15 protein-coding genes are annotated in these 22847 nt (G+C 44.4%); 2 read left to right on the top strand and 13 right to left on the bottom strand.

What is annotated here, in order from left to right; translation table 11 throughout:
- Positions 1-119 precede the first annotated feature (119 nt).
- The 7 genes from AC23N5_RS20795 to AC23N5_RS20765 form a co-directional block, all read right to left on the bottom strand.
- Positions 120-668 (bottom strand): HD domain-containing protein, encoded by a 549-nt coding sequence (locus tag AC23N5_RS20795; protein ID WP_183979471.1) that lies wholly within the window; start codon positions 666-668, stop codon positions 120-122.
- A gap of 127 nt (positions 669-795) precedes the next feature.
- Positions 796-1872 (bottom strand): alkaline phosphatase family protein, encoded by a 1077-nt coding sequence (locus AC23N5_RS20790; protein ID WP_487757091.1) that lies wholly within the window; start codon positions 1870-1872, stop codon positions 796-798.
- 39 nt (positions 1873-1911) lie between these two features.
- Entirely contained in the window at positions 1912-3705 is a 1794-nt protein-coding gene (locus tag AC23N5_RS20785) for a cytochrome-c peroxidase (protein WP_487757090.1), read from the bottom strand.
- 68 nt (positions 3706-3773) lie between these two features.
- On the bottom strand, positions 3774-5240 hold the full coding sequence (locus tag AC23N5_RS20780; RefSeq protein ID WP_487757089.1) for a PhoX family protein: 1467 nt from the start codon (positions 5238-5240) through the stop codon (positions 3774-3776).
- 155 nt (positions 5241-5395) lie between these two features.
- On the bottom strand, positions 5396-5743 hold the full coding sequence (locus AC23N5_RS20775) for a hypothetical protein (protein WP_487757088.1): 348 nt from the start codon (positions 5741-5743) through the stop codon (positions 5396-5398).
- An 81-nt stretch (positions 5744-5824) separates the two neighbouring features.
- A complete protein-coding gene (locus tag AC23N5_RS20770) occupies positions 5825-7324 on the bottom strand; it encodes a SusD/RagB family nutrient-binding outer membrane lipoprotein (protein WP_487757087.1) in 1500 nt (499 codons plus the stop codon).
- 49 nt (positions 7325-7373) lie between these two features.
- On the bottom strand, positions 7374-10580 hold the full coding sequence (locus AC23N5_RS20765; protein ID WP_487757086.1) for a SusC/RagA family TonB-linked outer membrane protein: 3207 nt from the start codon (positions 10578-10580) through the stop codon (positions 7374-7376).
- 348 nt (positions 10581-10928) lie between these two features.
- On the opposite strand from AC23N5_RS20765, the gene AC23N5_RS20760 reads away from it, so the two are divergent.
- Positions 10929-11666, top strand: coding sequence for an HAD family hydrolase (locus AC23N5_RS20760; RefSeq protein ID WP_487757085.1), 738 nt, complete (start codon positions 10929-10931; stop codon positions 11664-11666).
- Positions 11666-12814, top strand: coding sequence for a TIGR03364 family FAD-dependent oxidoreductase (locus AC23N5_RS20755; protein WP_487757084.1), 1149 nt, complete (start codon positions 11666-11668; stop codon positions 12812-12814). Before AC23N5_RS20760 ends, AC23N5_RS20755 begins: the two co-directional genes overlap by 1 nt.
- A 2-nt stretch (positions 12815-12816) precedes the next feature.
- On the opposite strand, the gene AC23N5_RS20750 is transcribed toward AC23N5_RS20755, so the two are convergent.
- The 6 genes from AC23N5_RS20750 to AC23N5_RS20725 all read right to left on the bottom strand — a co-directional run bounded on the left by AC23N5_RS20750 (position 12817) and on the right by AC23N5_RS20725 (position 22844).
- Entirely contained in the window at positions 12817-15699 is a 2883-nt protein-coding gene (locus AC23N5_RS20750; protein ID WP_487757083.1) for an ATP-binding protein, read from the bottom strand.
- Between the two features lie 367 nt (positions 15700-16066).
- Positions 16067-17842, bottom strand: coding sequence for a T9SS type B sorting domain-containing protein (locus AC23N5_RS20745; protein ID WP_487757082.1), 1776 nt, complete (start codon positions 17840-17842; stop codon positions 16067-16069).
- 105 nt (positions 17843-17947) lie between these two features.
- Positions 17948-18400 carry a D-aminoacyl-tRNA deacylase gene (gene dtd / locus AC23N5_RS20740; RefSeq protein ID WP_487757081.1) on the bottom strand — a complete coding sequence of 151 codons (453 nt, stop codon included), beginning with the start codon at positions 18398-18400 and terminating at the stop codon, positions 17948-17950.
- 63 nt (positions 18401-18463) lie between these two features.
- A complete protein-coding gene (gene metH / locus AC23N5_RS20735; RefSeq protein ID WP_487757080.1) occupies positions 18464-22255 on the bottom strand; it encodes a methionine synthase in 3792 nt (1263 codons plus the stop codon).
- Between the two features lie 2 nt (positions 22256-22257).
- Complete coding sequence (locus tag AC23N5_RS20730) at positions 22258-22629, bottom strand: type II toxin-antitoxin system VapC family toxin (RefSeq protein ID WP_487757079.1); 372 nt, start codon at positions 22627-22629, stop codon at positions 22258-22260.
- Positions 22623-22844, bottom strand: coding sequence for a hypothetical protein (locus AC23N5_RS20725; RefSeq protein WP_183979450.1), 222 nt, complete (start codon positions 22842-22844; stop codon positions 22623-22625). Before AC23N5_RS20725 ends, AC23N5_RS20730 begins: the two co-directional genes overlap by 7 nt.
- Positions 22845-22847: the final 3 nt, after the last annotated feature.

Below are 22847 nucleotides of genomic sequence, written 5' to 3'. Positions count from 1 at the left end.
CAGCTAAATTCAGCGGGTTAACTGTTAGAACAAATCGGACAGTCGCTGTCCGATTTGTTCTAACGGGGTGTTTTTAGGGAAATAATTCGCAAAAAATCATTGTTGGGGCTCGGGTAAACTCAGGCCAATACCTCTTCGCACAGTTGAAGGTAGTACTCTAAGTTGGGTTTGGCTAAACCTGTGACTTTGGCGGCTTCGTCCCAGCGACGCATCTGAATGATTAAGTCAAAGTAAGGATTTTGTTCAAAAGTAGCGGCTTCTTCGGCATTCATTGGCCCCCCTTGAAACTCTAGTGTTTTTAGACTTGCTTCCGAAAGTCCCGCAAAATACTTGGGGTTTTTGAAGGTCAAGTACCGTTTTGCATTGACGTGGTTAGCAACCAAAATGCACACCTTTTCGGGAAAACCTTGGTCACGGAGCCAATCGGCCGCTACTTCTTCGTGGTCTTTGCGGCCGTATTCTGCCATGAGTTCTTCTTCGAGCTCGGTTGGCATTAAGTGGCCAATATCGTGTAAAAAAGCGGCTACTTGCACTTCTTGGTCAAAGCCTCCTTTGCGGGCTAAATCGGCGCCTTGGGCGGCGTGTTCGAGTTGGCTTACGTCTTCGCCGTAGTATTGGTCATCTCCTTGTGCTTCAAAAAGTTGACGAATGGTGGTAATTGCGGACATTTTTTTGAATGAAAAGTTGAATTATCTTTCTTCGTCAGACGATAGTCAGACGAAGTTTTATTCACTTAAAAATTATTTGCTGTACCCCGTCTGACTGGCTTCATCGTCTGACTACCGTCTGACGATTTTACTTAAAAACCGTTTGAATGGTTTCTCCTACTGGATGTTCACAGGTAAAATGTAATCCAAGAGCTTTGGCGAGAGTTTGAGCGATTTGATTTTGAAACAGTACTTCCGGATGTTGCACTTCGCCTTTGGCAGGGGTATCGGGTCCCAAAGCGCCCATCCAGATTTGAAAACAATCGGGGGTTTTGGTCCCGTGGTCTTTCCAGCGGGCTTTGGGTGTATGTCCGCGTCCGTGGTCGGTAGTGAGCAAAATCGTGGTTTTGCCTTTGTATTCGGGTTGTGATTGGAGGTAAGTCCATAAATCTGCGACAAACTTATCAACCATATTGGCCGTTAGCAAATACTGGTCATATTTTCCCGCGTGGGCAAAGTCATCGGTTTCGTCAAACGACAAGAAAAATACCTTAGGCTTATTTTTTTGAATGTATTCTTTGGCCATGTAATAGGTAATAAAATCCTGGCGAGTTTCACCCCAAGGACTAGGCAACTTATCCTGAATGTCGTTTAGTAATTGTTCGCGAGGGTTGGGACTAGCGACGGGTTCGTGGCCTGCATTGACAGGGATGCCAGTTCGTTTTTCATTGATAATGTGCGGCACCACATCCCAAGTTGCATAGCTGGCTACTTTACCTTTGTACTTTGGTTGGTTGTTGATAAACTCAAAAACGGTGGTGTTGGGGTTGTCGATTTTATCGTTTGAGTTGATTCGCTCATCGGCAAAGCCACTCAAAATTTCGTTGTATCCTGGGTAGCTAAACCAGTAGGTGTTCGAGATGTTCATTTTACTGCCATTCCAGCGGTTTCCGTACAGTTGACCTTGTTTGGCGATGGTACTCCAGAAAAATGGAAATAGTTTTTGGCGGCGTTCTTCGGGCGTATTGGCCCAAAATTGTTTTATTAATTTCGCCGTATCGCTGGTATAAGTTGGATCAAAAAGGAGGGAAGAATCAGCCCCTCCAAACATTTCTTGCCAGCGAAGACCATCGGTGGTAATCAAAATGACGTTTTCGGTTTGGCGCTGGGCAATGCTTGATAAAGTAATCAAGAGAGAGCAGAGGAAAGATAGTATGGTTTTCATTTTGTAAAAAAAGTCAGGGGTTAAATATGGACTGTCATTTTAAAAAGAATTGGCCCTAATATCAGTAAGAGCTTTCAAAAATGCTATCATATCGGCTTTTTCCTCTTTACTGAGGTTGAGTTTGCCAGACGGTAGGGTTTGGTTGGGCAAATCAAGACCCAATCCTGCCGCACCTCCGTGGTCGTAAAAATCAATTACTTCTTCAAGCGTTTTGTAAGCTCCGTTGTGCATATAAGGCGCAGTAAGGGCAATGTTACGCACTGTGGGTGTTTTAAACGCATATTTTAGGTCGGGCAGGGTGGGATAATTGAATCCTTTTCCTAAATCAGGGTCAATTATACGAGACCTTGGAGCGGTCATTACCCCAATCACTTCCGACTCGCTTTTGGCGAATGAAGGTGGAACGGTACCGTTGAAGAGTGGCATAAAATGGCAAATGCCACATTTGGCCTTGCCCATAAAAAGATTAAAGCCACGCTTTTCGGAGTCGGTGAGCATAGTTTCTTTGCCACGCATATACTGGTCAAAACGACTATTGAAAGGTATCAAACTACGCTCATAACTGGCCAGGGCATTCATGACGTGCTTGGGTTCTATTTGCTTTAAGTCAGGAAACGCACTTCGAAAAAGGGCCATGTACTTCGCATCTTTTTGAAGAATATTGCAAGCCTCTGGTAGAGAGCCGTGCATCTCATCGCGGTTTTGAATTACATCTTGGGTTTGGACTTCAAGGCTATTGGCACGCTGGTCATGAAACTGGCGCTGTTGGAGCGCTGCATATAAAATTGTAGGAGCGTTGCGTTCGATGTGCCCACCGCCCAATTTAAGACTTTTGGGTAACCCATCCGTAAATGCTTTTTGTGGCTGGTGGCAAGTGGCACAACTACGATTGTTTTTAGCCGAAAGTTGGGTATCATAAAAAAGTGTTTTCCCAAGTGCTACTTTGGCATCACTTACAAACAAATCGGCATTGCCTGTGTAGTAGTTGGGGTCAAACGCATTTTTGTCAAATAAAGTAGCGACATCGCCCCGCAAAGCCCTCAACTCCGTGAAAGGCATGATTCGTAGCTCTTTCTGTTGGGCGAGTAGCTGGGTAGTGAGTGGGTTGGCATATTTGGTGATGAAGGTAAGACGGTCGAACGTGTCAAAGTCGTTGTTCTGGTTTGCAAAAGCGATGGCTTCTCTAAACAACTCATTGATAGCGTCAGATTTAGAACCTTTGAACAGGTTGGCGTATTGTTGTAGTGCTTCCAAACTTACGGCTAGTTCTGGGGTAGCGGTTTTACAAAGTGGTGTATCAAAGCCAGAAATTCCAAGCGAAATGTTTCTAAAAAGTTGTAAGCGTATCGCATCAAATAGGTGTGTTTCCGTAAATTCGGTAGCTTCCCAAAGCTCGCGGTAGCGGCGGAGCTCGGGTTGAAGTTTTTTTATTTCACGCAGCAGTTCCGCTCGGTTTGTGGAGTCAAACGGAAACAGATGTTCCTCAATAACTTGTAAGCCACCAGGTTCAAATGATTTGTTCTCTTCGAGTTCGTATTCTGGCAGCGGCGGGCCGTTTACCAAACGACTTGTGGTGGGAAAGAAATACTCAGTTAAATGCTCTATTTTTTTGTATTGAAGTCTGCTTTTTAGAAAGGATTTCTGTAACGAATCTTGGTCGTTGCTATGCTGGGCAAGTTGGGTCAATTCTCCATTGACGAGGTGTTCAAGCGAATCTAGATCTTTGATGAACTGTGTTTTGGATTCTTCAATAGGGCTTGTTTGAGGGCGGCAGGTTACAATCAATACTGCCGCAAAAAGACAGGTGCTCAGCAATAAAAAGTACTTGTTCATGGTATTGGTGGAAAAAATAAAAGCCTGCCAACTTTTAAAAAATTGACAGGCTTTTGATAAAACAACTATTATTTCTGGATACCGCGTACAATTACTACCTGACCACCCTCGGTAAAAGAGCTGGTCAAATCTGTAGTTTTTGTGGACGTCGAGCCATCAACACCTGCATATTTGACATCACGCCAAGTGTGAGGGTGAATATTAATAGCAAAGGTGTTAGGAATACCCGTCAAATCCGAAACATCATACATGGCGCCATATTCCCAAGAACTCAATAAATCGCTCTTGACAGTGTTGTATTTGTCATTGAAGGTAGTTTCAGTACGGCGGTGGTTCATTTCGAGCATTGGCTTGAGTACTTTAGTAGCAATGTTATACTGCCAAATGCGGCCATCGTGCTTGGTGTCCAAATAAAACGAGTCACCATCTTCTTGGATGTAAACAAAGTTTTGTGTTACGCAAATGTTGTCTGGGTTTACAATCGAAAGGCTTGGAGTTTCATCACCATCTACAATAAGCTGCAATTTGCCTTTCAATGGGTCGTTGGCATTCATCGAAAGCTGATACACACGGCCCCACATGGTTTTGCCAGGAATTGGATCTTTGCGGTTATTGGCTTGACCAGTTGCCGTAAAGTAAATTTCACGACCAGCCGCTGCAGAACCTTTGCCATAGTCAATATCTTCTACACGTGTAAACTGAATGGCTTTTTTGGTTACCGACTGTGCTGCGATTTGCGCGCCAGTTTGTGTTTTGGCATCATCTACTTCCACAAACTCCACGTCATAAGAAGTGCCACGCTTCATGTCGGTTTCTACCGCATTTTGATCCGTACGGCGCAAGAAATAAAGTTTTCCGTTTTGCAAATCGCCTACCGTGTTTGAAACATAAGCTAATAACTGACCAGCACCATCGTCTTCGCCAATGATGATGATAGTTTTGCCGCTGTAAGCAGTTTTGGGAAGTGGAACGGCGTTTTCCATTGAAGCTTTTCCCAAAGCAGGCAATACACGGTCTTTGTTCTTCTTGTCCGCAGCCCCAGTTGGATTAATCGCATGTACCATTGACTCAGCACCGCTTTCACCTGCTGTCAAAAACACGGGGCCAAAGCCGTGCTCTTCGGGGGTTGCCAATGTAGCCGAACACAAACGCCAAGTACCACCGTCATAATCAACGATGTATTCGCCTTTTACTGGTTTGAAAGTTTTATCCAAATAAACCCGCGATACCGAACGGTTAAACTCGTGGTTGTTGAGCATGATAAAGCCATCACCAGCAGGATTTTTGATGATACCTGCGCCGTCGGGCTGTCCACCAAATACGAAGTCAGGCGATTGTTCAAGTTTATCGTCAGAAGAAATCAACGTAGTGATTTCCAAATTCTCAAAACCTGCAAGAGATTTAATGAGCGAAGGGTTGACCGAGTGGTTTTTCAACACGACGTCAGTAGGAGGCGAAGTTACGTGGTCATTCACACAACTCGTCATGAGAGCCGCTGAAGTAAAAGCTGCAAGAGTAGATTTTGTAATTTTCATGTACTTTACTTTATTGATTTTAATTACGGTGTAAAGTACAGGAGCAAACGTTACCCTAGTATGAAATAGAGTTTATGCTTTTTTAAAATTAAGTGATAAAAAAATAGCGATTTTTTAACCAAGTTTTTCAAAACATTTTTCTTTAACATAAGCTATTAATGAATTTTATTCTGATACCAACAGTCGTGTTTTATCCTTGGTGAGTTCAACGTTATAAAGCCGAATGGGCATAGCTGCTGGCGACCCAAAAGTACACTGCCAACCCGTATAAAGCCACCCGGCACGCGCAAGGCGTTGTAAAGTGATAAAGTGAGGTCTAAACTGAAATTTACTCTACCGTTACCCAGTTCGGCATTACCCGTTAATCCTTCGATTTCGGGCGGAAAATCGTTTGATTGGGCTTCTAAAGGGCTAGTGATACAGCTACTTACCCCAAGGCAATAAAATGCCATCAGGGCTTGACTGCTCAGTCCTATTGTTTTAATAAAATCACTGCGTTTCATGAATTTATGGATAATTTTAAAAGAGTAAAGCGGGAAGAATACCTCCCGCTTTAGTGTTCACTTAGCCTATGAGTAAAACATTTATTTTAGTAACCACATCAAGTCGTTCACGTCATCTTTACCAGTGAACTGTGAGGAAAGAGCAGAATTATAGTTAGTTACGTTGGTGGTACGTTCGGTGGCTGGGTACTGCCAGCGTTTCGGAATACGACCACTGTTGCCAGTGCCTACACCTGTCAGAAAAGTAGGAATGCCCGTACGGCGTTGGTTGTAAAATGGCTCTAATCCTGAATTTTGGAAGAAAGCGATGTACTTTTGAGTGACAATTTGACTTAAACCTGTTTGATTGTTGCCAGCGTATTTTACCAGCGTACCGTCGAGGTAAGTGGTTAGCGTCGCTGCATCAGCGATACCATAGTGGCTCATGGATGCTTCAATCCCTTTTTTGTACCATGAAACAGCATCACCTGTAGCCCAACCACGATTAATACCTTCGGCAATGTTAAAACACAATTCTGGATAACCAATAAGGAAAAGTGCCTCGCCAACGTCGTTGGAGTAATACCGAGCACGTTTTTGGAAAGAATATTCACCTTTGAGCACTTTGGTACTCATATCGGCCAAATCTTCTCCCGAAGAGGCACCTACGTATGCTTCGTAATCAGTGGCTTTCAAACCTGCATTGATTTTGGCTTCGGCAGGTTCAGCAACGACAAAAACGCGCGGGTCTTTACGGGTTACGAGCAAATCAATGTACGTCTTGGCCATGTTCTCACGCGTGGCATTGAAACCAAAATTGGATGGGTTTCGGGGGTATTTGTTGAAGTTATTAAAAGTATATTGAAGGTTATCGCTCATGCTTGCTTGTACTGGGAATTTAGTAGGGTTGCTAATCATTTCGCCAAAACGTTGTTTTACCTGCAACTCACCGTCAGCATCTTTGCTACTAAGACTTATCAGTACCCTCATTTTGAACGAATTAACCGCTTTTTGCCATTTGACGAGGTCATTGCCTAAGTAAATATCGCCCGATAAATTGCGATCTCCTTTGGCGATAAGGGCGGCTAACTCCTCGTTGGAGCTGTCTAACCACTTCAAAACCTGAACGTACACCGCTTTTTGAGTGTCGTATTTAGGTGTAGGTGATTCCAACCCTTTGAGGGCTTCCGTCATGGGAATATCGCCTACGCGCTTTGTCATATTTTCGAAGAAATAAGCCCGAAAAAATTTGCCCAAAGCACTGTAAGGGTTTTGTTCAGGTAATCCTGCTCTTTTGGCTTCTTCTTCCATCTTTAATACGTTTTTGATCGTAAAATAGTAGAGGTCGGTGGTCGTCCAAGAATATTCGTTGGTCGCGTAATAATTGTAGTTTGAGCAATAATACTGGTTCCAACGGGCTTTGTCTCCCCAAGCACTTCCACCGTTTACAACATTGTACATGTCGTTCAAAACCCCATTGAAAACCAACGAAGCAGGTGCGTTCACAGGGCGGTTAGGGTCTTTTTCGAGAGTAGTAAAATCTTGGCACCCCCCTAATCCCCAAAGTGGGAATAATAACAGAAGTCTAAAAATATTTTTCATCGGTATAAAATTTTATGTGAATCCCCCATTGGGGGTTTGGAGCCTTGTTTTAGAATGTTAAATTGATGTTTACTCCATAACGACGCATGGTCGGTGTTTGAAGGTCAGAACTGCCTTGTGAGCCGTTGGCAAACTGGTCGAGATCAATGTCTTTTTTCTCGGCAAAATACAGTAAGTTACGACCAACAAACGAGATGCTTGCTTGTTTGAAGAACGTCTTTTGGAGCAAATTGGCTGGCAAATTGTACCCAATAACGACTTCGCGAAGTTTGGCAAATGAACGATCCATTAGGTTGCCACCGTTGGGGCTATACCGTCGGCTGATGTAGTCTTGGAGGAACTGCTTCGTGGTATTTGGAGTAAACTGAAGCTCGCCATAATTAGTAATGTTACCATCAACATCGTATTTGATAGCTACATTATTGGAAACTACCACACCTTCGCCAACGTATGATTTTACACCTTTGTAATCTTGGAAACGAGCCTCACCCATAGCGCCCTCCACAGTAGCAATGTGACGACCTCCACGGAAGGTCTGACGCTGAATGTAATTGGCAATGACACCACCTACACGTCCGTCAAATTGGAAGCTGAAATTCCAGTTTTTGTAATTGAAGCGGTTGTTTAAGCCCCACACCCAGTCTGGATTTAGATAGCCGAGGAATTGACTAACTGGGTTGATGATTGGGCGCCCTCCCGCGTCATTGATCAATTGGCCATCTTGCGTACGGATAAACGTTTGGTCGTAGTACGCATCAGTACGGTCACCTACTTTCAAGAATTGATTCAAACGGTCAACACCAGGGTAAATCTCAGTCAAACGCTCCTTGAAGGTGGACCAGTTGGCCAAAATTTCCCAATTTAATCCATTGAGATTTTTAATGGGCGTACCAGTTATTGAAAGTTCAACCCCTTTTTTCTGAGTCTTGATACCGTTAACCAAAGCCGCCGAATACCCCGTTGTCGTAGAAAGAGGCAAGTTAAAGATACGAGGCCCATCGTTTGAGATAAAATAGGCAGCATCAAAGCTGAGGCGGTTGTTTAAGAAACGAATGTCAGCTCCAAACTCAGTCTGAGAAGTAGAGTTGGGCTTAATTTGGGCATTGTTGAGCGTGTTTGTAAAAAAGGCCGCAGGTTGGTTGTTGTAGGTCAATGGCGTACTGTAAACGGCGGAGTTTTGGTAAGTGGGGCCATCGTACGAAGAGGTGTAGGAATCGCCGTAGCCCAAACCAATGCCTGAGAACGATGAAGAGGTTAAACCATCTTTTACGTTGGCATACGACCCACGTAATTTTAGAAACGAAATGGGGCCTAAATTTTGAACCAAATCAGAAACGACAAAACTCGCAGCTACCGAAGGGTAAAAGAACGTGTTGTTCCCTTTAGGAAGCGTTGATAACTGATCCATACGGCCTGTAGTAGAGACTGTTAGCAAGTTTTTGAAGGAGAAGTCTGCCGAGTAGTAGGCCGAATTTACCCCCATAGCCGAACGGAAATTGCTGAGTTTGACAGGGTTGGCTGAGTTGGCAAAACTGTAAACACCTGGTACGTTGAGGTAATCAGTGGTAGTGAAATTATAGTTGAAGTTGAACGTACGGATATTTCCACCTACAAAACCATTGACCGAAAAATTAGTGCCAATTTTTTTGTCAATTTTCACCAACAATTCCGTGTTGTTGTCAAACAAATTGCGCTGGTCTTCGCGGTAGTCGCCACGGCGTTCGTCGCGTCCGTACGTGCCCATCGAAAACGGGAATTTTTCGGTACGAAGGGTATTCCACGACGATACTTGGGTACGCAGCATGGCTTCGATGCCGTTGGCGATTTGGTATTTCATCGCCACTTGACCCACAATGTCGGTTTTATTGTGTCCCCGTAGCCACTCATACGCCATAAAGTAAGGGTTGTTATAACGCTGATATTCGGCGTAAATTTGTTGTACACCCTCTTTGCCAGGCTGCCAATAATTGCGCATGTCGTCGATGTTCCAATCGGCACCTGCCCAAATGATGATGTTGTAAATCATGGAGTTAGGTCCATAGTTTACGTCAGGGAAGTTGGGTGATTGTTGACGGTTATATTGCAAGTTTGACTCAAAAGAAAGTTTATTGCTAAACTTATAATCAAACGAAGTATTGAAGGTAGAACTGTTGAGGCGGGTGTTTGGAACGATTCCTTTTTGATAGGTATTCGACAACGAAAAGCGGGCGTTGTATTTGTCACCTGAGGCCGAAACCGCGATGTTATTGGTGGACAAAACGCCCGTTTCTAAATACCTCTTTAAGTTATCTGTTCCGCGAGCGATCCACGGAGTAGGAATGTGCTTACCAGTTGCAGGGTCAATAGGGCTATCATATTGCGAAATGAGTTGACCTTCAAATTTTGGTCCCCAGACGTCATAATCTCCGTCGTTTTTACCGCCCCCACGACCATCCACAAACTCATAAACACCGTGGTCGCCAGGGCCATACTGGTCTTGTACTTTTGGAATGGCGTTAAATCCGTTGTCAAACATGGTTGAGGAGTTAAAATCAACCGCAAATCCACGTTTATCTTTTGAGCCACGCTTGGTTGTAATCAAAATAGCGCCGTTTTTGCCACGGAAACCATACAAAGCCGATGCCGAAGCTCCTTTCAATACGGAGTAGCTTTCGATGTCGTCGGGGCTGATGTTCCAAGTGTCGGAGTTGATAGGTACACCATCTACTACGTACAAAATGTCCGTATTACCACGAAGTATTACTTGTGGACGACGGAGCATTTCGGCGCTCATTCCAATCGTTAAACCCGCTACCTTGCCAACCAATCCCTGAACTGCATTGGGTTCACGGGCTTTGATGGTTTGGCTCGCGTCGATTCCTTGAATAGAAACCCCCGTGCGACGAACATCTTTTTTGATACCAAGCGCAGTTACAACAATTTCATTCAGTTGACGAAAATCTTGCGCCATAGAGAGGTCAATGACGGTACGATTGCCCACCGAAACTTCTTGAGGAGTATAACCCACAAACGAAAAAACCAGAGAGGCATTGGCAGGGACACTCAAACGGTATTTGCCTTGGGCGTCAGTATTTGTGCCTTTATTTGTCCCTTTAATAACGATGCTGACGCCAGGTAGCGGGGTGTTATTTTCGACGTCGATAATTTTTCCTTGCACCGTCATATCTTGTGCAAACACCGTGGTGCAAAAACAAAGCGCTAAACAACATAGCACCCAGATTTTCTTCCCTAAAATTGGGGGTAGAGCTTGTAACATAAGTACAGAATGGTTAATTGTAAGAATGAAGAAGAGTTTGTGTATTTCAGGCCACAAAGTAAAAATGTGGATGTTACCTCATGATTAATGTAAGATGAAGTATGTATTAAGATTTTTACAAGAGTTAAACTTTTAAGCCCAGGTGTAATTAGGTAAAAGAAGTATTTGTCTTGTGTAATAAATTGAAAGACAGTGTATCGTAGTTTTTTAGGGCTGTTAATTTACTTTTTTTCTTTCTTGGAAAAACTCTTTTTTGTTAAATTTAACTAAACAATAACAAAGTCAATTGTTAACTTTGTATAGTAATATTATACCTTTGTTATTTCAACTAAGCTACCACGTAATCGAATGAGTGTACATCAAATAGAATTAGTCATTTTGGACATGGCTGGTACAACCGTAACCGACCAGCACGAAGTAGAAGCCTGTTTTGCCAAAGCTGCACGGCAAACTGGAATTGTAGCAACCGACGAGGAAATATTAGCCGTTCAGGGGCTTGCTAAACGTTTTGTTTTTCAGTTATTTTGGAGAAAACAATTGGGTGAAACTCACCCCGATGTCGAGAGTAGGGTAGATGAATCGTATGCGGTTTTTAAAGAGGTGTTGGAAAAACATTATCGCACACAGCCTGTTTATCCTACAGTTGGGTGTTTGGAGTTGTTTGGTTACCTTAAAAAGAATGGCATTAAAGTGGCCCTTACAACGGGTTTCTATCGGGAAGTAACCGACATTATTTTAGGGAAACTGGGCTGGTTGGAAGGTCTTGATGAACAGCGTGTTGGCAATGAATCGACCGTCATTCAAGCGTCGATTTCGAGCGATGAAGTACCGCAGGGGCGTCCTGCTCCCGACATGATTTATAAAGCCATGCGCCTTTTGGGAGTCACGGATGTGAAGCGCGTCATCAACGCAGGTGATACCCCTTCAGACTTAGGCTCAGGCAAAGCAGCAGGTGTGTATCTTAACCTTGGCGTTACCAACGGAACACATACCACCGAACAATTGATTGGTCACCCACACGACGCGTTGTTGGGTTCGATTGATGAAATTATTCAGGTTTTGGAAGAAATTAAAGTAAAAAACTAATGCAAAAACATTTTGACCTTATTGTGGTGGGAAGTGGTATCATGGGCACATTTCATGCCTATCACGCAGCTCGCCAAAACAAGTCGGTCTTATTGCTTGAAAAAGATAATTTTCCCGTTGGAGCTACTGTCCGAAACTTTGGGCAAGTGGTGCCTTCGGGGCTGTCGGGACGGTGGTTTAATTATGGGCAACGCAGCCTAGAATTATACCAAACGTTGCAATCGAAGGTAGATTTGACCGTTCGTAACAATGGTTCTGTCTATGTGGCGTCTGACGACGACGAATGGCAGTTGGCCAATGAACTGTACGATTATTACCAAAAAATAGGCTACACCTGCGAGTTATTAAGCCGCCAAAAGTGCCTTGAAATTTATCCATACTTGCGACCTAGCTACGTCGTAGGAGGCCTCTTTTTTCCGCAAGAGCTGAGCGTTGATTCACCCGTTTTGATGCAGCGATTGTTGGGGTATTGTAAGGAACAAATCGGCATTACTTTTCTTAACAATGCGACGGTGGTTGATTGCCAAAGCGCCAACGGAAAAGCCACGGTACGTTTGGCCAATCGACAAGAATTTGAGGCTGAAAAAGTACTGATTTGCAATGGACATGAGTTCCGAATGTTGTATCCCGAATTGTTTGCCAACAGCGGTTTGATTGTTAGCAAATTACAAATGATGCAGACGATACCTTTCCCTACTTTATCAATGAAGGGAAATATCCTGACGGGCTTGACCATCCGCCGTTATGAATCCTTCCAACAAATGCCTTCGTATGCGTCGATGGTTACTCCTGAGCATTATTCCGATCTCAAAAAGTGGGGGATTCACGTGTTATTCAAACAAGCCGAAGACGGTTCAGTGGTGATAGGCGACTCGCACGAGTACGCAGATGCACAACACGTAGATGATTTGGGTTTTCATACTACTGACTATATTAATGGCTTGATTATCAGTGAAGCTGAGCGAATTGTTACTTTTGAGGTGGACAAAATTCGTACAACTTGGGCAGGTTTTTACAGTCAAACCACTGAGGAAATCTATGAACGTCAGATCGACGACCACATCCAAATCATTACGGGGATTGGGGGAAAAGGAATGACTTCAACGGGCGGGTATTCCGAAGAAAATATAAAGAAATTGTTTACGTAGTTTCAAAGCGATGAAACATCTAGCTCCGAAGGCTTGATACCAAAGGTTTCTTTAAAACATTTGGTAAAATAGGAGGGGGTTTCGAAACCGACTTTAAAGGCCGCATCGGCAATCGATTCTCCTTGCTTTAACAATGTCAAAGCCCGCCGTAAACGATGATTGCGGATTAGCTCGTTGGGAGAAAGATTTGTCAAGCTATTTACTTTTCGTTGCAGTGTTCGCCGATTTAATTGCAAGGCGTCGGCCAGTGAGTCCACGCTGAATGTGGTGTCAGAAAGGTGATTATCAATGACTCCAAACAACCGTTCCATAAAGGCTCCTTCCAACTCAGGGGTGGGCGGGACGAGCACGGGTTTTTGGAGCAACTCCGTGTAATGTTTCTTTAATTTTTCTTGTCTAGCCAGCCAGTTTTTGACTTTCAACTGTAACTCAGTTGCGTGAAAGGGCTTCACAATATAGTCGTCGGCTCCTCCTTCAAAACCTGTTAATCGACTTTCAATCGCCGTTTTAGCCGTCAGCAAAACAACGGGAATGTGGCTAGTTCGGGCGTCTTTTTTGAGGTGCTGACAAAGGTTGATTCCGTCCATATTAGGCATCATCCAGTCAGAAATAATCAAATCAGGAATGGCTTCCATCGCTTTTTCTAATCCCTCTTGCCCATCTACGGCCGTAAGTACCTGACATTTATTGTCAAACAAACTGGCGATGTATGTCCGCAAATCGGGATTGTCTTCTACGATAAGCACGACCGAAGTGGGGGTAGTAATTTCGTCCACCAAAACAGAAGTAGCTGTTTCGACCAAAGCAGGAACGACTTCGGGCTGCTTTTCCAGCATGTTTTCGGTTTCAACGATTCCCCATGTGTGTGCATCGATGGGAAAACGTAAGAGAAAAGTTGTGCCTGAGCTGAGCCTACTTTCTACCGTAATTTCCCCTTTTAGTACTCCTACAAGTTCTTTCACCAAAGACAAGCCAATGCCCGAACCTTCATACATCCGTCGCGATGAGGAATCGACTTGGTAAAAGCGGTCGAAGATAGTGCTCAACTTTTCAGGAGGAATGCCAATTCCTGAATCCGATAAGGTGATAGAAAGCAGCGTATCGTTGATGTCCCAGTGGTACTGTACTTCCCCACCTTGAGGTGTGAATTTCAGGGCATTGCTTAATAAGTTGGTGATGATTTTACTGAGTTTGTCGGTATCGATGTACCCCAATGGCATTTCCAAAACTTTTTTTGGAACACGTAATTCAATGCCTCGTTCGTCGGCCAATGCTTCAAAAGGCTCAGCTTGGCGGCGAAGAAAAAGTACCAAGTTTTCTTTGGTTAATGAGGGCTGTAAGGCACCCGCATCGATTTTTGATAAATCAAGGAGCTGATTAATTAAGGCCAACAACCGAGAAGCATTGGCATGAATCATTCCTAAAAGAGGTTGTTTGGGTTGTTGCTTCAAAAGGGTTTCGAGCGGACTGATAATGAGGGTCAGCGGCGTACGAAATTCGTGGGTGATGTTGGAAAAAAAGCGGGTTTTCGCCTCGTCGAGTTGGCGAAGCTCCTGACTCTGGCGTTCAATGATTTCATGTTGTTGGGCCAACTGCTGAAGTTGTTTTCGGTTACGCCAAAAAGAATACGTTGCTAAAAAGAAAAGAAGGGTTACCAAGCCTACAATTCCCCACAAAAACCATTGTTGCCGCTTTTCTTGTGCTAGTTGTAAAGCCGTTTCGCGGGTGCGGAATTGGGTCTCCCATTGCGTCATGGTTTGGTTATTGCGCCGTAAATACACCCTTTCTTTTTCTTCTAACGCTTTTTTGTAGTAATCATTGGCTCCCTGAAAATCGCCTAATGCTTTGGCTACTTGTGCTCGGTTTTCGTAGAAATAGTCTTTTTCCCATTCGGGTGAATCGTATCGTTGGGCCGAATCTAAGTACATCGAGGCCAATTTGAAATTTTTTATGTTGATGTATTGGTCGGCAATATATTGAAACGTTGCGCGGGTGTCGGTAGGCCGTTGAAGATGACGAGAAAGAAGCACGACATGCTTAAAGAGAGCGATGACTTTTTTGTTTTCTCCCGATAAATAACTTAAAAACGCAACGACGGTATTGGTAAAACGATACCGTGCAAAAAGGGTAGTCTGGCTAGGGAAAGTAGCTAAAGCCAGCTCTAGGTTTTCGAGGGCATGTTCAATGTCCATCGAATTGTCCATAAAATAGGTATAAACAAGGTTTTCGTAGGTATCGCTAATCAGCGAAGAGTCGTTGAGGGATTGAGCGATGTCGAGGGCTTCTTTAAAAATAGGCAAATACTTATCGGGTTCTTGGCGGTAAATATCTCTGGAGGTATTGCCAATTTCATTCAATAGTGCGGCGGTTAATCCTTTATCCTTGGTAGCACGAGCGGATTGTAAGGCTTCGTTGGCTGTTTGCAAGGCTTTTTCAAACTGAATTTGGCGTCGAAACTGAGCGGTTTTGAACAATGCCAGTGTGCCGATTAAAGGAGAATGAGCTGAGAGAGAACGTTCTAAAAGTGCCAAACATTTCGATGCAGAATCTTGCTGTTGGGTAATCTGTAAGAATTTGGTAAGGGAAGCTAACCAAGAAGAATACGAAGCAGAATTGGTGGCTGGACGGGCGGTTGAGAGTATTTCTCCTGCGCATTTTATTCTCCCATTTTTGTACAAACTTTCAAAGGAAGAGTGATTTAGTACGTAATCAAGTGCTTCTGAATGGCTTAAATGGGAGGGAGGGCAGGAGGGTATAGCAAGGTGAGCTGTTAAGATTTTCTTTTGGAAAAGGACATAAAGTTCATCAACTCGCTTTTTTTGGATGGAGGTAGGCGACTGTTGTCCATAAACAAGGCAAAAGAAAAAGGGGATAATCGCTTGCAAAAAAAGCGAAAGAAAGTAGCTGCGAATGAATCTTGAACCAAACGACATTCCTTTAAAATATACTCTATAGTAGGGTAAGGGAGCGCTAAAATAGGAAAACGTACTAAAAAAAACGAAAAAATACCTAGAAGTTAATACGTAATCAGGTTGAACGCATTAAAATGTAGAATGGCTATTGATTGCTCCAGAGGAGCTACACCTTAGTAGAAAAATGCCCAAATCCCTATCTGGGCGGCCGACGTTCGGTGAAAGATGTCACCCGATGGGGCTTTTGGATGTCCTTTACCTCTTTTTTCTACTAAGATTTAGCCTCGCTGAGGCTACTTTTTTTAATGCGTTCAACCTGATACGTAATGTACGAAAGCAATCAACGAAGTAAATTCACAAAACCTCGATAGACTTGTCCTTTGGGTTCGGTCAAGATGTGATAAGTATAAACTCCTATTGGAAGGGGATTGCCATTCCAGTTTCCATCAAAGGAGGCCAATGAAACTTGGTGACGGTGATAAATAAGTTCTCCCCAGCGATTATATACACTGATTTGAGCGTCGGGATAGTCTTCCAAGCCCTTGATTTCCCACGTATCATTGACGCCGTCTTGGTTAGGACTGAACACATCAGGGATATAAAGTGGAGTAAAAACGGTAATATAAATGCTATCAGTTGCAACGCACCGAGAAGGGCCAATGGCTTTGACAATGTACTTTGTCGATTGTGAGGGGGACAATGTTGGGGTAGGACTTGCGATGTCACTAACGCCCGTGGTAGGAGACCATTGGTAACGATAGTCGGGGCCTAGGTCAGCATTTAATGCGATACTACCACCTTTGATAATGTCCTTGTCGGGGCCTAAATCGAGCTGAGGGGAAGGGGAAACGAGCACATCTTGGCGGCTTTCTCCATTCATACATTCTACACTTCCTTTGACGGAGTAACTAACTGTATGTTGTCCCAAACCCGCCAATTGAGGGTCAAACACATCTCCCATTACGCCTTTTCCCGAAAAACTTCCTCCCGTTGGGGTTCCCGTTAGACGAAAAGGAGCCGAGGTTGTTCCACAAAAACTAGGAATGGGAGCTAGAGTGGTTTCTATTTTGGTAACTAGTACAATGTCAATGGGTTTTGAGGTTGAAAAGCAACGGTTGGTATCTTTGACTGTAACGGTGTAACTTCCCGCTTGGGTCACCATAAAGTCACTTTTGGCACCACTTTGAGCGGTTTTTCCTTCTTTTTTCCACTCAAAAGTTTTCAAGTCTTTTCCTTGGGCTTTCAGTACTAGGGTTCCACCTGGACAAATTTGATTTCCAGGAGAGGTAATGGAAACCACAGGGTCGCCGTATTGGACCACCGAAATTTGGTTCGACTCCGTGGTACATCCGTTGGGAGACGTGATTTTGACGGTGTATGTACCAGTTTGCGTGACCGAAATGGAATCTTTGATGCCGTTGATTTCTTGGCCGTCGCGTAGCCAACGGTACAGGTAGGTGCGTCCTTGGGTGGCTTTGAGTGTTACTTTTTCACCTTTACAAAACCCAGCGCGGGACGTGCTCAAGTCGGCCTTGGGAGGTGTGTAGGTAATGACCGTCAGTGCTCCAGACACGTTAGCGCAATCGAAACCATCAACGACTTTAAGGGTATAAACTCCCGTCTCAATGGCATCAAAAACGTTGCTTGTTGCACTAGGAATGAGCTGATTTTCAAAGTACCACTGATATTTTAACGGGCCGTTTCCGCTTGAGTTACTGGTTAATTTTATCGTTCCTTCCTTGCACGGGACGCCAATCGGGTTCCCTGCCGAAATGCTGACCAACGGTTTGGCATTGGTCGTTATGACTAAAGGGGCGGAAACGATGGGAAGGGAGCAAAGTGGAGAGCGAACAATACAATGGTAAGTGCCCGATTGATTGCCACGAACTACCAAAACAGAATCAGCAGCATTGGGTACATCAACGCCTCCTTTTTGCCACGTAAATGTACTGCCAGGTGGGTAGTTTCGAGCGTTAAGCTGGACTAAACTGTCTTGACAAACGGTTGTAGAACTGGCAACTGATGGGCGCTTTACTTTTGATACAAAAAGGGTGGGAGGGGTAGTGCAATCAGCAACGCGAGCGGGCTCATGGGCATGAAGTAGTTTCAATGCCATGCACCACAACGTTAAACATACTAAAACCGACCGACCTCGCATTTGGGTAAAAAGGATTGCTTAGCTCAAAACACAGGAAGGACGTAAATATACTTATTGGTAAGGTTATACCCGATTTTTGGAATCAATTAAGATAGTGACAGGTCCATCGTTGAGGAGGGCGACTTTCATATCGGCACCAAATTCGCCCGTTTGAATTGGTTGGCCTAATTCCTGTGAAAGCTGTTCAATCATTTTTTCGTACAATGGAATGGCCACATCAGGGCGAGCGGCATCAATGAACGAAGGGCGATTCCCTTTTTTTGTGCTGGCGTGAAGGGTAAATTGGCTGATAAGCAGAATGTTACCGCCAACGGTTTTGATGTCAAGGTTCATTTTTCCTTCTTCGTCTCCAAAAATGCGCATTCCCACAATTTTCTTCGACAACCAATCAATGTCCTCTTGGGTATCGGCATGGGTGATTCCCAACAAAATCATGAAACCTAAGCCAATTTGGCCTTTGACTTGCCCTTCGATGGTGACGGATGCTTCGGTAACGCGCTGAATGACTGCAATCATAGAAAAAGGAAGACTTAAATAGGTAAATAAAAAAGTCGGGGTGGAAGCACCCCGACTCATAAACTAATCGTAATTTAAAACAGGCGAAAGCCATTTTTCTACTTCTTCGAGTGGCATTCCTTTGCGAACGGCGTAATCTTCCACTTGGTCTTTGGCGATTTTTCCGAGGGCAAAATATTTACTGTCGGGGTGGGCAAAATACCAACCACTGACTGAACTCGCAGGGTACATGGCAAAACTTTCCGTCAGTTGAATTCCTACTTGGGCTTCGGCATCCAACAACTCAAACATGGTGCGCTTTTCGGTATGGTCGGGGCAAGCAGGATACCCTGGTGCTGGCCGAATCCCCTGGTATTTTTCGGCAATCAATTCTTCGTTGCTGAACGTTTCGTTTTGGGCATACCCCCAGTATTCTTTGCGAACGCGTTCGTGCATCAATTCCGTAAAGGCTTCGGCCAAGCGGTCGGCTACGGCCTTGAGCATGATGCTGTTGTAGTCGTCGTGGTCGGCTTCGTATTTTTCCAACAATGCCTCAATTCCAATACCCGTCGTTACGGCAAAAGCCCCGATGTAGTCTGCCCCTGTTCCCTCAATGGGGGCGATGAAATCGCTTAGGCAGAGATTTGGTAGATTGGCAGCCTTTTGATTTTGCTGACGTAAATTATGCAATCGTACCGTTTCGTTTTGTTGTAACAACGATGGCCATTTTCCCATGCGCTCGTCAGGAGCCGCTACACTTCCCTTGCGAGAAGCAGTTGGCTGCGTAAGCACAATGTCATCTTCCACCGAATTGGCAGGGTAAAAACCAATGACGGCGTTGGCTTTGAGGGATTTATTTTTGATGATATTGGCTAACATGGCATTGGCATCATCGTACAATTTTTTTGCTTCTGCCCCTATCGTCGCATCGTCAAATATCTTTGGATATTTTCCGTGTAATTGCCACGTTTGGAAAAACGGTGTCCAGTCGATGTACTTCGCGATTTCCTCCAATGGATAATCGTAGAAGTACTTATTTCCCAAAAACTTGGGTTTCACTGGCTCAAATCCTGCCCAATCAATGTTGGTTTTATTGGCTCTTGCGGCGGCAATCGATAAGGCTTCTTTTGCTTGTTGACGTTTTGCGTGGTCTTCGCGAAGTTTGGCGTATTCTTTCTTGATGTCGGCCAACGTGTCGGCGTAGGTTTGTTCGTTTTGCGTCAACTTTCCAGCCACTGGCACCGCGCGACTCGCATCCAATACGTGAATAACAGGCCCCGAATAGTGCGGGTCAATTTTTACCGCCGTGTGAATGCGTGAGGTCGTTGCTCCCCCAATCAACAAAGGCATGGTAAAGCCTTGGCGCTCCATTTCTTTGGCAACCCCCACCATTTCGTCTAAGGAAGGAGTTATCAAGCCCGAAAGCCCGATGATGTCAACGTTATTTTCTTTGGCCGCTGCTAAAATTTTATCGGTCGGAACCATCACCCCAAGGTCGATGATTTCGTAGTTGTTACAGCCAAGTACTACGCCTACGATGTTTTTTCCAATGTCGTGAACGTCGCCTTTTACTGTTGCCATCAAAATTTTTCCAGCCGCAGCACCACCACCTGCTTTATCAGCTTCGATGTAAGGGGTCAAATACGCCACGGCTTTTTTCATTACCCGTGCCGATTTTACCACCTGTGGCAAGAACATTTTGCCTGCCCCAAACAAATCTCCAACGACGTTCATGCCGTCCATCAACGGCCCTTCAATCACATCTAGTGGGCGGCTTGATTGCTGACGCGCTTCTTCCACGTCGGTGTCGATGTATTCGGTAAGTCCTTTGATAAGAGCGTGTTCCAAACGTTTTGAAACAGGTTGGTCGCGCCAAGCATTGTCAACAACTATTTCTTTTCCTTTCGATTTTACGGTTTCGGCAAAAGCCAACATCCGCTCCGTTGCGTCAGGGCGACGATTGAGAATGAGGTCTTCGCAATGCTCCAACATGTCTTTGGGCAGGTCGTCATAAACCCCCAACTGACCTGCGTTCACAATCCCCATGTCCATTCCAGCCTTGATGGCGTGGTACAAGAAAACAGTGTGAATGGCTTCACGCACGGGCTCATTGCCACGGAACGAAAACGAAACGTTGGAAACCCCACCGCTCACTTTGGCGTACGGTAAGTGTTCTTTAATCCAACGGGTTGCGTTGATAAAATCAACGGCATAATTATTATGTTCTTCGATACCCGTACCCACCGTAAGGATGTTCGGGTCGAAAATGATGTCTTGTGGAGAGAAACCTACTTTATTGACTAAAATCCAATACGCACGTTCACAGATTTCGACACGACGTTCGTAATTATCGGCTTGGCCTACTTCATCAAAGGCCATTACTACCACCGATGCCCCGTAGCGTTTTACTTTTTCGGCCTGTTCGATAAACTTCTCTTCGCCTTCTTTCAACGAAATAGAGTTCACAATGGCTTTTCCTTGCAAACATTTCAAACCAGCCTCAATCACTTCCCATTTCGAGGAATCCACCATAAAAGGAACGCGGGCAATATCTGGCTCGGCCATAAGCAAGTTACAGAAGCGTGTCATGGCTTGCACGCCGTCAATCATCCCTTCGTCCATGTTGATGTCGAGGACTTGAGCGCCCGTTTCTACCTGCTCGCGAGCTACCGAGATGGCTTCGTCGTATTTGCTTTCACGAACCAAACGAGCAAATTTCTTAGAGCCTGTTACGTTACAACGCTCGCCGATGTTGACGAAATTGGTTTCTTTCGTGATTTTGAGGGGCTCAAGTCCCGAAAGTTTCTGAATATGGTCGTTTTCGGGTAAATCACGAGGCCCGTATTTGGCGGCCACTTCGGCAATGGCCTTGATGTGCGGTGGTGTTGTTCCGCAGCATCCTCCGATGATATTAATAAAATTATCCTTCAAGAAGCCTTCAACGATGTCGGCCATTTCATCGGGAGATTGGTCGTATTCACCCATTTCATTAGGCAAACCTGCGTTGGGGTGAGCCGAAGTAAAAAATGGCGCTTGGTTGGCCAAGGTTTGCACGTAAGGGCGCATCAAATCGGCTCCTAACGCACAGTTGAGGCCAATCGAAAGCAAAGGCATGTGCGAAACCGACGTCAAAAAAGCTTCCGTCGTTTGTCCCGACAAAGTTCTTCCCGAAGCATCCGTAATCGTACCTGACACCATGATAGGCATTTCAGATTTACGGTTTAAAGTAGTAGGTTGAAAGCTTCCTGGAATGGGTCGAACGCTCCCTTTTTTAACGTCCGAAAAATACAAATCAATGGCATACAGTGCTGCTTTGGCATTGAGTGTATCAAAGATGGTTTCGACCAAAAAAATGTCAGAACCACCGTCGGCAAGGGCTTGAGCTTGTTCGTAGTAGGCATCCACTAGCTCATCGAACGTAACGGCGCGATACCCTGGGTCATTGACGTCGGGCGAGAGTGAGGCCGTACGGTTGGTGGGGCCAATAGAACCTGCCACAAAACGCGGCTTATCGGGGTTCATGGCGGTGTATTTATCACAAGCTTCCCGTGCCAAACGTGCCGATTCGTAATTTAGCTCATACACTAAGTCTTCCATGTGGTAGTCGGCCATAGCGATGGTGGTCCCACTGAAGGTATTGGTTTCGATGATGTCGGCACCTGCTTCGAGGTAGGCCTCGTGGATTTCGCTGATAACGTCGGGGCGGGTCAACGACAACAAATCGTTGTTGCCTTTGACCTCGTGTGGGAAATCTTTGAAACGATCGCCACGGTAATCAGCATCTGTCAATTTATAACGCTGAATCATTGAACCCATCGCGCCGTCAAGCACAAGGATTCGCGATTTTAGTATTTCTTGGATTGGTGGTTGTTGCATTTTTATACTAGTATCAATTCTTTAATTCTCTTAAAATGCTTCACATTAAGTGTTTTAAGAGGTGTTTTGTGAGTGATTGCAGTGGCTGCAATAAAAATATCTCTAAATTCAATTAGCTTATTCTCTTGTTTAAGAGCATGAAAAATTTCTGAGGCTTTTTCGGCTACTGCATCGTTGAAAGGCAAAATGGTTAGCTGCTGAGTTAGTAGATAGACATCTCGTTTTTTTAAATCATTGGTAGCACCCATTAAAAGTTCATAATAGGTCACAGATGACAGTGATAAAGGAGTGTCTGCTAATTTGTACAATGCAGTACGTGTTTTGTTTGAAGCACGTAAGTACTCAATAAAGATAGAGGTGTCAAGCATTACCATTCAGAACCTTCAAAGTTAAATTTACTTGGATAGGCCTGTAATTCTGCCAAATCATCCTCAGACCAAGTCGAAACCTGTAATAATTGTTGTTTGTAAGTAGAGGCATCTACAGACATTTTTTTTTGTTTTTTCTGTACTAAAAACTCTAAAAAATCCATTAGCTCTTGTTGACCGAATGTATCTAAGAGATTGTATTTCAAGATTAATTCTTCCATAAT

The organism is Runella sp. R5_40 (assembly GCF_057652295.1).
This window is presented reverse-complemented; position numbering and strand designations above follow the sequence as displayed.

What these genes read in the sequence shown, in the direction of transcription:
- AC23N5_RS20790 (WP_487757091.1), bottom strand. Translation starts at nt 1,872, where the DNA reads ATGAAAACCATACTATCTTTCCTCTGCTCTCTCTTGATTACTTTATCA.
- AC23N5_RS20760 (WP_487757085.1), top strand. Translation starts at nt 10,929, where the DNA reads ATGAGTGTACATCAAATAGAATTAGTCATTTTGGACATGGCTGGTACA.
- AC23N5_RS20775 (WP_487757088.1), bottom strand. Translation starts at nt 5,743, where the DNA reads ATGAAACGCAGTGATTTTATTAAAACAATAGGACTGAGCAGTCAAGCC.
- AC23N5_RS20795 (WP_183979471.1), bottom strand. Translation starts at nt 668, where the DNA reads ATGTCCGCAATTACCACCATTCGTCAACTTTTTGAAGCACAAGGAGAT.
- dtd (WP_487757081.1), bottom strand. Translation starts at nt 18,400, where the DNA reads ATGATTGCAGTCATTCAGCGCGTTACCGAAGCATCCGTCACCATCGAA.
- AC23N5_RS20780 (WP_487757089.1), bottom strand. Translation starts at nt 5,240, where the DNA reads ATGAAAATTACAAAATCTACTCTTGCAGCTTTTACTTCAGCGGCTCTC.
- AC23N5_RS20770 (WP_487757087.1), bottom strand. Translation starts at nt 7,324, where the DNA reads ATGAAAAATATTTTTAGACTTCTGTTATTATTCCCACTTTGGGGATTA.
- AC23N5_RS20725 (WP_183979450.1), bottom strand. Translation starts at nt 22,844, where the DNA reads ATGGAAGAATTAATCTTGAAATACAATCTCTTAGATACATTCGGTCAA.
- AC23N5_RS20745 (WP_487757082.1), bottom strand. Translation starts at nt 17,842, where the DNA reads ATGGCATTGAAACTACTTCATGCCCATGAGCCCGCTCGCGTTGCTGAT.
- AC23N5_RS20730 (WP_487757079.1), bottom strand. Translation starts at nt 22,629, where the DNA reads ATGGTAATGCTTGACACCTCTATCTTTATTGAGTACTTACGTGCTTCA.
- metH (WP_487757080.1), bottom strand. Translation starts at nt 22,255, where the DNA reads ATGCAACAACCACCAATCCAAGAAATACTAAAATCGCGAATCCTTGTG.
- AC23N5_RS20765 (WP_487757086.1), bottom strand. Translation starts at nt 10,580, where the DNA reads ATGTTACAAGCTCTACCCCCAATTTTAGGGAAGAAAATCTGGGTGCTA.
- AC23N5_RS20755 (WP_487757084.1), top strand. Translation starts at nt 11,666, where the DNA reads ATGCAAAAACATTTTGACCTTATTGTGGTGGGAAGTGGTATCATGGGC.
- AC23N5_RS20785 (WP_487757090.1), bottom strand. Translation starts at nt 3,705, where the DNA reads ATGAACAAGTACTTTTTATTGCTGAGCACCTGTCTTTTTGCGGCAGTA.